22 protein-coding genes are annotated in these 11466 nt (G+C 33.5%); 1 reads left to right on the forward strand and 21 read right to left on the reverse strand.

What is annotated here, in order from left to right; genetic code table 11:
• Positions 1 to 225: 225 nt before the first annotated feature.
• From nrdG to MHB54_RS00305, 10 genes are all read right to left on the reverse strand, one after another.
• Positions 226 to 741, reverse strand: a complete 516-nt coding sequence (gene nrdG / locus MHB54_RS00260; protein ID WP_340981109.1) for an anaerobic ribonucleoside-triphosphate reductase activating protein — start codon at positions 739 to 741, stop codon at positions 226 to 228.
• Positions 741 to 2930, reverse strand: coding sequence for an anaerobic ribonucleoside-triphosphate reductase (nrdD, locus tag MHB54_RS00265; RefSeq protein WP_340981111.1), 2190 nt, complete (start codon positions 2928 to 2930; stop codon positions 741 to 743). The genes nrdG and nrdD overlap by 1 nt, the downstream gene beginning before the upstream one ends.
• 48 nt (positions 2931 to 2978) lie before the next feature.
• The gene (locus MHB54_RS00270) at positions 2979 to 3440 is read right to left on the reverse strand and encodes a hypothetical protein (protein WP_340981112.1); all 462 of its coding nucleotides are present in this window, start codon (positions 3438 to 3440) and stop codon (positions 2979 to 2981) included.
• Positions 3424 to 3684 carry a hypothetical protein gene (locus MHB54_RS00275; protein WP_340981113.1) on the reverse strand — a complete coding sequence of 87 codons (261 nt, stop codon included), beginning with the start codon at positions 3682 to 3684 and terminating at the stop codon, positions 3424 to 3426. Before MHB54_RS00275 ends, MHB54_RS00270 begins: the two co-directional genes overlap by 17 nt.
• Before the next feature lie 17 nt (positions 3685 to 3701).
• Positions 3702 to 3923 carry a hypothetical protein gene (locus MHB54_RS00280; protein ID WP_340981114.1) on the reverse strand — a complete coding sequence of 74 codons (222 nt, stop codon included), beginning with the start codon at positions 3921 to 3923 and terminating at the stop codon, positions 3702 to 3704.
• Positions 3907 to 4110: a hypothetical protein gene (locus MHB54_RS00285; protein WP_223821892.1), complete on the reverse strand. Its 204-nt coding sequence runs from the start codon at positions 4108 to 4110 to the stop codon at positions 3907 to 3909. The genes MHB54_RS00280 and MHB54_RS00285 overlap by 17 nt, the downstream gene beginning before the upstream one ends.
• A 166-nt stretch (positions 4111 to 4276) precedes the next feature.
• Positions 4277 to 4654 carry a hypothetical protein gene (locus MHB54_RS00290; protein WP_340981117.1) on the reverse strand — a complete coding sequence of 126 codons (378 nt, stop codon included), beginning with the start codon at positions 4652 to 4654 and terminating at the stop codon, positions 4277 to 4279.
• 32 nt (positions 4655 to 4686) lie between these two features.
• Complete coding sequence (locus tag MHB54_RS00295; RefSeq protein ID WP_340981118.1) at positions 4687 to 5304, reverse strand: hypothetical protein; 618 nt, start codon at positions 5302 to 5304, stop codon at positions 4687 to 4689.
• Positions 5305 to 5361: 57 nt separating this feature from the next.
• Positions 5362 to 5811 (reverse strand): hypothetical protein, encoded by a 450-nt coding sequence (locus tag MHB54_RS00300; protein ID WP_340981120.1) that lies wholly within the window; start codon positions 5809 to 5811, stop codon positions 5362 to 5364.
• A gap of 45 nt (positions 5812 to 5856) precedes the next feature.
• Positions 5857 to 6186, reverse strand: coding sequence for a hypothetical protein (locus tag MHB54_RS00305; RefSeq protein WP_340981122.1), 330 nt, complete (start codon positions 6184 to 6186; stop codon positions 5857 to 5859).
• 79 nt (positions 6187 to 6265) lie between these two features.
• Here MHB54_RS00305 and MHB54_RS00310 point away from each other — a divergent pair, with 79 nt between their 5' ends.
• Entirely contained in the window at positions 6266 to 6904 is a 639-nt protein-coding gene (locus MHB54_RS00310; protein WP_340981123.1) for a hypothetical protein, read from the forward strand.
• A gap of 49 nt (positions 6905 to 6953) precedes the next feature.
• On the opposite strand, the gene MHB54_RS00315 is transcribed toward MHB54_RS00310, so the two are convergent.
• Genes MHB54_RS00315 through MHB54_RS00365 form a run of 11 tightly spaced genes read right to left on the reverse strand, consistent with a single transcriptional unit; the run spans position 6954 to position 11462 of the window.
• Positions 6954 to 7376 (reverse strand): hypothetical protein, encoded by a 423-nt coding sequence (locus MHB54_RS00315; RefSeq protein ID WP_340981125.1) that lies wholly within the window; start codon positions 7374 to 7376, stop codon positions 6954 to 6956.
• Positions 7373 to 7780, reverse strand: a complete 408-nt coding sequence (locus MHB54_RS00320; protein WP_340981127.1) for a hypothetical protein — start codon at positions 7778 to 7780, stop codon at positions 7373 to 7375. The genes MHB54_RS00315 and MHB54_RS00320 overlap by 4 nt, the downstream gene beginning before the upstream one ends.
• Positions 7781 to 7814: 34 nt before the next feature.
• The gene (locus MHB54_RS00325; protein ID WP_340981129.1) at positions 7815 to 8261 is read right to left on the reverse strand and encodes a hypothetical protein; all 447 of its coding nucleotides are present in this window, start codon (positions 8259 to 8261) and stop codon (positions 7815 to 7817) included.
• Positions 8262 to 8296: 35 nt separating this feature from the next.
• A complete protein-coding gene (locus tag MHB54_RS00330; protein WP_340981132.1) occupies positions 8297 to 8500 on the reverse strand; it encodes a hypothetical protein in 204 nt (67 codons plus the stop codon).
• Positions 8501 to 8510: 10 nt separating this feature from the next.
• Entirely contained in the window at positions 8511 to 8783 is a 273-nt protein-coding gene (locus MHB54_RS00335; RefSeq protein ID WP_340981134.1) for a hypothetical protein, read from the reverse strand.
• The gene (locus MHB54_RS00340; protein WP_340981135.1) at positions 8784 to 8966 is read right to left on the reverse strand and encodes a hypothetical protein; all 183 of its coding nucleotides are present in this window, start codon (positions 8964 to 8966) and stop codon (positions 8784 to 8786) included. It lies immediately after the preceding gene.
• A gap of 41 nt (positions 8967 to 9007) precedes the next feature.
• Positions 9008 to 9457, reverse strand: coding sequence for a hypothetical protein (locus tag MHB54_RS00345; protein ID WP_340981136.1), 450 nt, complete (start codon positions 9455 to 9457; stop codon positions 9008 to 9010).
• A 32-nt stretch (positions 9458 to 9489) separates the two neighbouring features.
• The gene (locus MHB54_RS00350; protein ID WP_340981138.1) at positions 9490 to 9783 is read right to left on the reverse strand and encodes a hypothetical protein; all 294 of its coding nucleotides are present in this window, start codon (positions 9781 to 9783) and stop codon (positions 9490 to 9492) included.
• A gap of 36 nt (positions 9784 to 9819) precedes the next feature.
• Positions 9820 to 10086 (reverse strand): hypothetical protein, encoded by a 267-nt coding sequence (locus MHB54_RS00355; RefSeq protein WP_340981139.1) that lies wholly within the window; start codon positions 10084 to 10086, stop codon positions 9820 to 9822.
• Between the two features lie 32 nt (positions 10087 to 10118).
• A complete protein-coding gene (locus MHB54_RS00360; protein ID WP_340982130.1) occupies positions 10119 to 10637 on the reverse strand; it encodes a VUT family protein in 519 nt (172 codons plus the stop codon).
• Positions 10638 to 10649: 12 nt separating this feature from the next.
• Entirely contained in the window at positions 10650 to 11462 is an 813-nt protein-coding gene (locus MHB54_RS00365) for a hypothetical protein (protein ID WP_340981141.1), read from the reverse strand.
• Between the last annotated feature and the right edge of the window lie 4 nt (positions 11463 to 11466).

Genomic DNA, 11466 nt, shown 5'->3' on the forward strand with positions numbered 1-11466 from the left:
AGACTCGTACAAGATATATACTCCAAAAAAATAACATTAATAGATATATTATGTTCTTAATATTGCTGTCTCCGATCAAGTTTTCAATACTCCTACTTTCAGATAGCATATCATAATCGTCTTGATTTTCTGGCTTTTTATTCTTTATGGAACTATACTCTTTCAACAACCATTTTCCTATTAGATGACCCATTAAAAAGTACACAACTAACATAACAATAGGAATCAATATGCATTCTCCTCATTAAATAAAACTATTTTACTTTTCATTAGGCTCTTTTGGACATCGATAACTCTTTGATTACTGGAACCACGCCATTTTAGAGTTAAGTCTTTATTATTTAATTCAAATTTGCCATCAATTAAAACATCACAAAGAGATAACATATCTTTCTTTGAGCTATCTTTTAGAATTTCTTCAAACGTATAACCCGACCATATCCAAATTGTCTTATCTTTACACTCATTCTTTACTCGTTTCAAAAGTGGTAGCAGTCCATCAATACTTTGAAATGGTTCACCACCTAACACTGATAATCCAGCTATTTGTACATAATCAATCTTCAAATCACTGATAATCTTATTCTCTAATTCATCCGTATATTTAATTCCATAGTGTGAATTCCATGCTGAAGCATTGAAGCACCCTTTACAATGGTGAGTGCATCCAGATACAAACAATGACTGTCTCAAACCAATGCCGTTTATTACATCAAATCTTTTATAGTCAGCTATGTACATTAGTTATGTTTCACTCTCGACACAACCTCTTTTTGCTTTCCTTTATTAAATGGTCTTTGTGAAGGCTCTGAAAGATAGCCGCAGCAGCGTCTTATAACTGAACTAGTTTTAGGATCGTTGTTATTGCAATTTGGACATTTGAATCCTTGATTTGTTGCCCTAAATTCTCCTTCATATCCACACTCATAACACTTGTCAACTGGAGTGTTTGTTCCAAAGTAAGGCACTCTCTCATAAGCAAAATCCCACACAGCTTCTAATGCTTTTGGATTTTTCACTAATGAATCAAATTCACAGTATGAAATGAATCCACCACTTGCGTATTGAGGGTAATCTTTTTCAAACTCCATCTTTTCGAATGGCGTTACCTTTTTATTGACATCTAAATGAAACGAATTGGTATAGTATCCTTTGTCAGTAACACCTTTAATTAGACCGTACTTGTTCTTATCTAGTTCACAAAAACGATAACATAGCGATTCTGCTGGCGTAGAATATAAACTAAACCCATAGCCAGTTTCATTTTTCCATTTGTTTGCTTTGTCGCTAAGATATTTTACAATATTCAATCCTTTTTGATGCATAATAGAGTCATCAAAAATGGGTTCCTCAAATAACGCCAATATGGTTTCATGAATACCTATGTATCCAAGTGAAATACTTGCTCTGTCATTTTCCAATAGATGGTCAATTGTAACTTCGGGCTTTAATCTGACTCCTGCCGCTCCCTCCATATAGAGAATCGGTGCAACTTTTGCTTTGACTCCCTTCAGGCGATTTATTCTAAACATTAACGCTTCCTTACAAATCTCTAATTCATCATCCAATAGATTATAAAATTCTGTTTCACTATTCTTTGCACGAATTGCAATCCGTGGCAAGTTAAGAGTCACTACCCCCATATTAAATCGTCCATCATGTAATTCTTCATTATTTTCTATGTATTTACTTAAAAAGCTGCGGCACGACATTGGGAACTTAAATGAACCCGTTACTTCTTTAACCTTCGGGACTGAGAGGATATCAGGATACATTCTCAACGTACTACATTTGATTGCCAATTGTTTAATGTCGTAATTAGGATCTTTGGGCTTTAGGTTAACTCCTTCTTCTAGTGCAAAAATCAATTTTGGAAATATAGGAGTACTGCCTTCTTTGCCTAAGCCTCTAATTCGATTTTTAAGAATGGCGATCTGAATCTGTCTTTCTTCCCAACTTGTTCCTCTACCAAATCCAAATGTTGAGAAAGGTGTTTGTCCGTTTGCAGATACCAAAGTATTGATCTCATACTCAAGGGATTGGAACGCATCTACTGTTTCTTTTTCTGTCATTTGAATTGCATAGTTATATTCTTTTGTAAATCTGGTCTTGAGAATTGAATTCTCGGGATAGACTTGGCTTTCGAGTATATGATCATTTGGATTGCCCTCAAACCATTTCATACCCACGTTAAAATGTTTGATAAATGAAGCTCTCACATATGGAGCCAAAATCTTATCAATTTCATTAATTGTGTTACCGCCGTAAATATGACTAGCTACTTGTGCAATAATTTGTGCAGTAACGGCTGCTGCTGTTGTAATAGACTTTGGAGTTTCTATTTGAGCATTACCAAGCTTAAATCCATTCTCCAACATTCCCTTTAAATCAATTAGCATACAGTTTGTCATAGGGAAATAGGGGGAATAATCTTGATCGTGAAAATGTAAATCTCCTCTATTGTGAGCTTCAACAACTCGTTTCGGCATCATATAAGCCTGAGCATAATCCTTTGCTATAATACCTGCTAAAAGATCTCGTTGTGTGGGAATTGTCTGTCCATCTTTGTTTGAGTTTTCTTTTAATACTTCCTCATTGGACATATCGAGCAATCCAGATACTTTTTTATCAAGACTGCTTCTTTCTCTTCTTTTCAGATTCCGTACTTCTCGATACCCTATGTATTCTTTGGCTACATCTTTTCTCTCGCTTTGCATTAGAACATCTACTACTGCATCTTGGATGACTTCAATATCTACATTAGATACATTGTTAAACATTTCAACAACTTCTTTGGTGGCATTGGCTGCTAATTGCTTATCGATACCTTTTTTTGTTCTATTCATTGCTTTGAATATAGCTTCAACTATCTTTTGTTGATTGAACGCAACAATTGAACCATCTCTTTTAGTAACTTGCGTATATATCATCTCCATTTATTCTGCGTAAAAGAACTGTTTTATCTGAAATGCTATGTATTACTTTTCAATATGAAGCTTGAACAAATCGCCTTCTCCATTGTATTCCTTAATTTCGAAGACATAATCAAAATCATCTGCATTGCCAACAGTGGAGTGATTGAAATCATAATTACTTACAATACTGCATTGTGGTATTTCATATTGTACTAATACATCTTCTTGGTTTTCTTGTTTTCTATAGAACCCTTCAGCAATCAGTTTACAATTGACAACTTTACGATTAAATACAATTGTTTCGTAATTTTGCGTTGTGCTAAAGAACTTATCATAATCCGACACATCGGTTACTGATTTATTCAGAAACTTAAGCATGTCACCATTCAAAAGAGCGTCTTTTACCCTGATCGTTCTATTTGCTACACTTATGCTCCCTTTTTTCAGGGTAGTGATAGTTGAAACAAATTTTCCTGTCTCATCAAACACATGCAGCTCAATGATATCTCTAATACCATAATTCATGCTTCCTTGCCTCCTCATTTTCCTGTCTATGATTTAAATAATTATACAATTCATTTACAATCCGACAGTTTCTAAATTCTTCTACTCTTTCTCCTAGTAATGCTCTAACCACTAGCCACCAGTCATCTAAATACTCCCTATCCTTATCTCTCTTGAGATACAATGAATCAGCGGCAATAGTCAAAGCTTCGACTTCACGAGGTAACATATCCTCAACAATAAACCTCTTCAGCTCATCGTTCATATTTAATTATCCAATCATTATGTATTTTTGTTTATTGCTACTTTATCAAATTCTCTCCATGCATCTTTCCATACATGTTCTTTCAATGCATCGTACTTATCAAAATCTTTATTGCCTAAGTGTTTTTTAAGTTTCTTCTTAACATAACTATCTTCGTGTAGCTTTCTTTCACTTTCTGTGCCAACGTCATCCATAAAACAGTTAATCAGATGTTCGGCTAATTCAAAACTTACGGTCATTTGCTTTCTTCCACTTCTGTATGTTGATATGTCCCAATCTTTCATTAATAAAGTCTATTTTGTCTCTTTGAGCCTTCTCCAGTCTAATTCTGGCTTCTGTTTGTAAATCCAGATTTCTATTCAATCTTTCCAATGACTCTTTTAACAGTGCAACATTTACAAGTAACTTATTTGTCTCTTGGCTCATAATTGAGTCCTCGCTTTCAGTGCGAAATTATCATCTTAGTATGAATAATAAAGAGTAGTTTTCTGTTGCACACCAGTAGTAAATGTAATCTATGCGATAATCACCTTCTTTTTTTATTTATAATATCATTATATTTGTTTATATAATTTAAGTCAACTGATTATTTTCAATCTCTTGGTGATAAGTTGAATTTAGTTTCACCAAAGATTAAGTCTTTAGCTGTACCGCCAAAACCATCAATTACATGACCCACAGATTTATCATTGTGTTCAATTACAACGACATTATATTTTTGATCGTAATGCATTCCACCCAATTTAAACTCTACAGGGGCATTTACATCATTAGCTAGAGTGTTCAAAATAGAAACAAGCTCTGAACTGTGTTGTTCTCTGACTGTTTTGTATGTGCCGACTGGAATTGTTAGTGTATAAGTCTTTCCGTCAATTGCAAATGTAAGCTCGTTGTTGCTGCTTATGATGGAAATCGGTGTATTGATGTCAATCGATCCCCACACTTGTTGACCATAGTTTATAGTGAACATCTCCCATCCTCGTTTTGTTTAAAAGGTACATTTTAAAGCAACCTTTCAACCAATACACCTTTCTTTTCTACTTGATAATTGTCAGAATCCGAATCAATTGCTACCTTATATATTTTATTATTCTTATATGCATCAATGACAGGGTATATTTTTGTTCCACCAAAGAGCTTCATAGCTAATACGTTTGATTTAATTACATCCTTGTTCGTTTTGATTTCAAAATCAGTTTTCATGTACTGGTGATCGTTGTGATTATAGAAGTCTGCCACATCCACTACATTGAACATAAAATCTTGAAACTCACCCATTCCTGCTTCTTTAAGTTTATTTGAAAGTTCTTCAATGGAAACTAAAATGAAATCTTTCGGTCTTTTAGCATATTCATATTCCATTCTTCGTAACTCTTTATATTCGTCATCTTTTGCGATTGCCTTAGTTGAATACTCCTTCAGATGAAATTCTGTTATTTTTACTGGAACAATGAAACCATACTCTTCAGCCAACAACATACTCAACGCTTCAGGGCTGTCTAGTTCGTTGTGTTTTTTGATGATTGTTTTACAAAATCCCTCAAATTCTTCTTCGGAATATTCTTGATCTGAAACTATGTAATAATCTTCGTAATCAATATCCCAAAGTCCACTACTCACGCTATACAAGTATACCTCCGACAATTATTTCACCCTTTCTTAAAATGTGCATTTTATTTACCACCAGATAACTATTTTTATCCATCCATGTTCATCTGCCAACGGATGCAATAAAGCGTTCCATTTTTCCAAAATCATTCTTTGCCAATCATTCGGTTGTATTTTCAACTTTTTATAATCAATACCTTGTTCTGTTCCAACATAAATAGAGTTGGCGCTGTCGTTACGCACTTCTCTTCTAAATACCGTTTCTAATTGATAATGCCAATAATCACAATACTCAAATTCTTCTTCGCGATAATATCTTTTTGGAATATTAAATCCCAGTTTTACAAGGTCTTTTTCGCAACCCCTCGTATCAAATCCAAGTGAGTGTTTAATGATGTTATTTAGCTCGAAAAAATCGTATCTGTTTTCTTCATTAGATACACTTTTTATACTTTTTATATCGACAATCGTCCTTCTTTCGTCTCCGTAGTGCAGATTATATTTATTAAATATACTCATAAATCCCCCACATTTTATTTTTAATTTCTTGATAAAATTTGACTTTTACTTACTCTTAAATTCCATCGGAAAGAAGTCTGGTTGTCCTTTTGGCTTAACATCCATCAAAGTAGGCTTCCCATCTTCCGAATACTTATATAGATACACCCCATAGTTTAGTCCATTTTTAAAATATTGTTTGCTAAAGTATTCATCAAGCTTCTTTCTTGCTTTTGCTTCCGTTTCGAACTTCATTGAATAATGACCACTATATGCACAAACATTGGCAACATAAGGTTTTTCTAAATTTTCAATTGCAGTTAATTTTTTATCAATTTCAATTATCTTCTGTTGTAATTCTTTTTTCTTATTAATCAAAGCATCTTTTTCCTGCATTTTCATTGCTCCTTTTTCTATTAATTAATTTACAAAATTGTCCGATATCATATAATGACAACAGAAAGGGAGATGTTATATGAATTTATCAATTGACTGGGGAACTCTAATTGTATCAGTCCCAGTTATTGCAGCCACATGTTTTGGAGCAATAAAATTTATTGGAAAGGCTTATTTAAAAGAACATTTCGATCAAAGGTTAGAATCATTCAAAACCGAATTATTTAAGGATACTGAGAAGTATAAATCTGAACTTGAAAAAGAAAAGAATTTTTACTTAAAAGAACTCGAACTACAGGCAACCAAGAGTAAGCAAATGTTTGATATGTATTCAAAGGATAGTTATCCAAAATCATTAGAGGTTAGAGACCAAACAAGGAAATTCTTGAAAGTTTATAATTCAACAACTTCCAGCATTCGTGACTGTTTAGATGAGTTAAATGTCCTCACAAAAATGTTTGATAATAATAAAGTACATATATCGCCACAGTTTAATGATTTATTGGATGAGTTGGTTTTGATTTTACAAACTGCGATATACGTTAAAGAGAATTTTTATCATTTAAAAAACGAAGGTCGTAATGAGATGAGCGATTTTCAACTTAGTATTGCAATAGAAGATGCTTATAACAATCATGTATCACATTCAGATAAAATTAATTCTATATGCAAAGACATAGACAATCTCTTGCGAGATGAGCTAAATGGCTCTGTGTAAAAACATTCGAGACCCTGAAGGTCTCTTTTTTTGTAAAATGCAGCTTTTATTACAACAAAGCCATCATCTCCTTATTTATCTCGTCAATCTTCTTATCATAATATTCGACCTTGTTAATCTTGGCTTGTTCAAACCGTTTCAGATTTTCCATACACTGATTTAGATAATGCTGTTTGCATTCTTCCTCCGTGTGGAAAATATTTAGCGATACACCTGTATAGGCTCTATATCCAGAGTTGTCGTAAGGAGCAATTATTTGCGATAGCACTTTCCCTTTCTCGTTGACTGGTCTAAAGTGAAAATCAGAATAGTAAACACGTTTATTTTTAGGCAATTCATCATTACTCAAAACAACGACTTTTCTAGGAATAATGTGACGGATTGGCTGATTATCTATATCGTTGAATCTATAGTCACAGATCCACACTTCATCCCCTAATTTTGCTTTTGGTGCATACTCCTTATGATTCAATTAGTTTCCCCCATATCAATATTGACTCCTAAGTCCCTCATTATTTTTATATCATTGAAACTTATATTTTCTTTTACGGCTTTCCATCCATACAGTGTTGCTCCATAATATAAATCACTTAGCTCGACCTCTTCATCGTACATATCTCCATGCAATCTAATCATCCTATCTCTGAAACTCTCTTGATCTACAATACTAAAGTCATTGTCATAAATATCAAAGACTTCATTGTCTTTTTCTTTGTGATTGTAGTTATTGTAGATATTTCCCCAGTCTTCAGAGGGTGGTTCTGACTTTAACCATTCATACACTTCGCTGTCTGAATTTGCAGCGAGATAAGTAAGAATACCCTTTTGACTATCTTTCTGTGAAAAATGCTCAAACATAATTTTATACAGATTCATTTCTCTGCTCCTTCGTCTATGTAAAATACGCCTTTTACCGAACGCTATTGAGGTATTTTTTAATAAACTCAATTAATGAATCTACATCTTGCTCTGTAGTATTTTCATTGATAATAAAGCGATCAATAGCAATGTATTTGCTGTAATCTCCACTACCATAATATTCATCAGCAACAATGATTTTTAATTGGAGGTTGTCTGTGATCTTCAATAAATGAACGTCGCTGCCTTCCATAATAGGAAAATCAATTTCACGTTTATCAATATTATTTTCTTGGATATATTCATTGATAGCATACAAAACATCTTCACTTTCATTCTCATTAAAAACCGAATCATAATTGGGCAATTTGCTTATAAAGTAGGCACTAAGCTTTTTGTTTAGGTCTGTCCGATTTCTTTCAATTATATTATCCATAGAAGCAACCAATCCCTCGTTCTCTGCCTCTCGCACATAATACCAATCTGCGTATTTCTTCATGATTACATTCTCCTTATCTTTATAAAATCTCACTTTTACTTAGAGGTTAATGAATTAATCGTTTCAATAACGTCTATGTATAATGCAATTTGAACATCAATGTCTATGACTTCTTTAAAAACCAATTCTTTATGTTTAAACACATCTCTGTCCTCAAGAGTCAATAAAATTATTTTTCGTTGAACTTCTAATTCATTTACTCGCTGCTCATATTTATCTATAGCTTCATATTTATCCATTCAATTGCTCCTATGCCCAATAAGACACTGCATCCTCAAATTTAATCCAAAATGTTTCTCCTTCGATATCCTCGCCAGTATCAATATTACAGAATTGAATCAACATATCATCTTGATGATCCTCTTTTACAGAAAACCCTTCTGGATGTGGAATCCAACCGTCTGGAGGGGTAATGCCCAGTTCCTTCAATTTATCCATTGTCTTTTCAAGTGTCCAAGTTAGTTCACATACAAATCCAGTGTAATCTTTATTGTGGTTGTAACCATAAATTCTCTCAGCCATTTAGTTTGTCTCCTCTTCGGCATAGGGTTCGTAAATTTCAATCAACTCTTCCTCTGTCATTGCGGGTGTATTAAGTGCTTTTGCACCTATTGGAGACAACTTATACATTGTGACTATCTCAGATACCTCAAGTCGCTGTCCTGTTGATTTCAACTTAAATCGATCTCCCATATTAATAGACATCCCTCACACTCCTTTCTTTCTCAGTCAAATATATCTTTTACCTAAAATACAAGACAGTAGAACATGTACCCGAAATATACAACCCATACAAAGTTTTTGAGAAACGATTTTAGAGTCTGTTTATATTCTTTTTGCATATTTTCTTTTGCTTCAAGCAGCTCATTGTCACTCATGCTCTTATAAGATTTCTTCTTTTTGCTTGTAATAAATGAAATAATCAAATAAAGAATAATCAAAATACTTGGATATTTATAAATGTCATATCCAATCGCATTAATCAAATAAATAATTTCAATAACCGCTAACAAGAAAAGAATAAACAGCGGCAAGCATCCCTTTTTTGCAAATTCGAGATTAATCTTCTGTTTATCTTCTCCTTGTGCCTCTCTAATGCTGATCAATTCTAAATTTCTATATGCTGTATAGAAAATACTTCCCTTAATCATTCCATAAAAATTAATTACGAAAAACACTATTGTCCAAAAAATCATATGTATTCTATTTCCCCTTTTTAATTATTCTTTTAAAATCTAATTGTTGTAGGATATCTTCTTTCGCAATCTTTCCTAACTCTTTGAATTTGATTCCAGACACTTGATTCTTCAGATAGTTTTCTACTTTTCATATTTTCTAGGTCGTATATTTCCCGATCAATCTCTGCTCGATCCTTGCGTAGCTTCTCCAAACTTTTGGTGATATCAAGATAATTCATATCACTTAACACGATGAAACGTTCCCCTTTTTCTATCTTTTCTTTGATTAAATTCATAATGGTGTCTGGCTTTCCTGATCCCCTAGGTAGACGGATATACTTCAAACTCAATCCTCCTAATTTGTCATCCCAATAAAAGCATTATTTCTCGGGTTTTACTTCAAAAATGTCGCTTCCTTTTAGATAATCGTAATCGCAAAGGTTGCTCTTAATCCATTTCATAAATCTAGTATCTACTTTTTCAAATTCTACAATATCAATATCCATATAATCTTCTCCATCAATTGTTCTGGAGGATTCACCGTTTCGAATCATGTCTTCATAAATCTCCTGAGCATTGAAGTTTTGATCAAAAAGCATCGCTGAATAATCATCGCCTCTTACATAAAGAAACACACTCTTATCCATTTCAATCTCTCCTTTTATGTAAAACCACTATTTTACTTAAACTTGATAAATTTTCTGATTGTAAGATACCCTAAAAATTGCATTATTGTCTTAACAACTACCTGACCAATAATTGCGTATCCCACCGCTTCCCAAGGGATAAATCCGGCACCGATTGGTGAAAGACCTATAATTACAAACAATCCAGAGTCGATAATTCCTCCCACAGTCCCACTTAACAAAACTCTCTTTTCAAAAGAGCATTTAAGTCTAGTAAATACTTCAGTATCAAACGTTTCTGAAAAAATAAATGTAATTGTACTTGCAAATACAATCCATAGAGTGTCACCCAATAGCCAAGAAGTTAATGCGGATAACAATAATGCTATAAAGATGATGTAGTATGTATTTTTACGACCATATTTTTGCTGTACTAAATCTCTAAGAATAAAGGTAGTCCCAATAAATACTGTTCCCATCGGTACAATAAACTTCCAAAGTATAATAGGATTGAAACTTGCTGTAACTACATTAGCAACGATGATGGCTGCAATATAAAGTAAAATTCTTATCATAGCTGTCTCCTAAATTGCCTCAATTATTTTTTTTGCTTTATGCATATTTTCTATAGTTAAGTCTGCTGGATGATAATCTATAAATTTCTGTTGTTTGTTATAAGTCTTAATCCACTTCTCTTGATCTTCATCAATAACACTGCCCATAGTGGACATAATTTCAAAAGAGGAAGTATCACAACTTATATTCAGTAGGTCAGTGTTTACTCCAACGATTTCTAAAACTTCTCTTATGTATGCTACTTCTTTCAAAACGTTGAACGTGCCAACTCCGAATATGTGAACGTCTTTAACTTTAGATTTGCAGATGATAGGGAGGCCAATTTTGATTGCATCAAGCAATTTAAATTTAATCTCATTTACCCTACCAGACATCGCAACGCCACCCAATCCGATGCAATCTTCGGGAGAGGACATCTCTAATGTCTTCACTAAACATTCAATATACTCCTTAATTGTTGCGCCCTGAATCATTAGCACTAGTTGTCTTGGCTTCAATTCTTCACGTCTGGAAATCAAATATCTGTTAGCCATAATTGTATCTTCTACATTTCCGATGTGGTCATATGCAACAATTCTTTCACTAACCATACCGATCTTTTGTTCAAGTTTCAGTTGACGTTCTAGTGCCTCTTCTACTGGAATACGCTTATCTTTGTCTGTGTCCTGGAACGCTCCACTATCCATCAATATTTTCGCGTTGGGGTTCCTGATCGTAATACCTTTGTACTTTGGATTCAAACAGACACTTTGTGTGATGAATTCAGTGTTTAACTCTTTGGTGTTCAACTTGTCATTACATTTTGATAAATATAGTCTCAACTAA

It is taken from the genome of Paenibacillus sp. FSL M7-0802 (assembly GCF_038004945.1).
In the GTDB taxonomy this organism is placed as follows: Bacteria; Bacillota; Bacilli; order Paenibacillales; family Paenibacillaceae; genus Paenibacillus; species Paenibacillus polymyxa_B.

Excerpts from the sequence above, each read along its gene's own strand:
- MHB54_RS00320 (WP_340981127.1), bottom strand. The coding sequence starts at position 7,780 with ATGAATCTGTATAAAATTATGTTTGAGCATTTTTCACAGAAAGATAGT.
- MHB54_RS00300 (WP_340981120.1), bottom strand. The coding sequence starts at position 5,811 with ATGAGTATATTTAATAAATATAATCTGCACTACGGAGACGAAAGAAGG.
- MHB54_RS00340 (WP_340981135.1), bottom strand. The coding sequence starts at position 8,966 with ATGTCTATTAATATGGGAGATCGATTTAAGTTGAAATCAACAGGACAG.
- MHB54_RS00345 (WP_340981136.1), bottom strand. The coding sequence starts at position 9,457 with ATGATTTTTTGGACAATAGTGTTTTTCGTAATTAATTTTTATGGAATG.
- MHB54_RS00270 (WP_340981112.1), bottom strand. The coding sequence starts at position 3,440 with ATGAATTATGGTATTAGAGATATCATTGAGCTGCATGTGTTTGATGAG.
- MHB54_RS00305 (WP_340981122.1), bottom strand. The coding sequence starts at position 6,186 with ATGCAGGAAAAAGATGCTTTGATTAATAAGAAAAAAGAATTACAACAG.
- MHB54_RS00355 (WP_340981139.1), bottom strand. The coding sequence starts at position 10,086 with ATGGATAAGAGTGTGTTTCTTTATGTAAGAGGCGATGATTATTCAGCG.
- MHB54_RS00325 (WP_340981129.1), bottom strand. The coding sequence starts at position 8,261 with ATGAAGAAATACGCAGATTGGTATTATGTGCGAGAGGCAGAGAACGAG.
- MHB54_RS00280 (WP_340981114.1), bottom strand. The coding sequence starts at position 3,923 with ATGACCGTAAGTTTTGAATTAGCCGAACATCTGATTAACTGTTTTATG.
- MHB54_RS00285 (WP_223821892.1), bottom strand. The coding sequence starts at position 4,110 with ATGAGCCAAGAGACAAATAAGTTACTTGTAAATGTTGCACTGTTAAAA.
- nrdG (WP_340981109.1), bottom strand. The coding sequence starts at position 741 with ATGTACATAGCTGACTATAAAAGATTTGATGTAATAAACGGCATTGGT.
- MHB54_RS00275 (WP_340981113.1), bottom strand. The coding sequence starts at position 3,684 with ATGAACGATGAGCTGAAGAGGTTTATTGTTGAGGATATGTTACCTCGT.
- MHB54_RS00290 (WP_340981117.1), bottom strand. The coding sequence starts at position 4,654 with ATGTTCACTATAAACTATGGTCAACAAGTGTGGGGATCGATTGACATC.
- MHB54_RS00330 (WP_340981132.1), bottom strand. The coding sequence starts at position 8,500 with ATGGATAAATATGAAGCTATAGATAAATATGAGCAGCGAGTAAATGAA.
- MHB54_RS00335 (WP_340981134.1), bottom strand. The coding sequence starts at position 8,783 with ATGGCTGAGAGAATTTATGGTTACAACCACAATAAAGATTACACTGGA.
- MHB54_RS00310 (WP_340981123.1), top strand. The coding sequence starts at position 6,266 with ATGAATTTATCAATTGACTGGGGAACTCTAATTGTATCAGTCCCAGTT.
- nrdD (WP_340981111.1), bottom strand. The coding sequence starts at position 2,930 with ATGATATATACGCAAGTTACTAAAAGAGATGGTTCAATTGTTGCGTTC.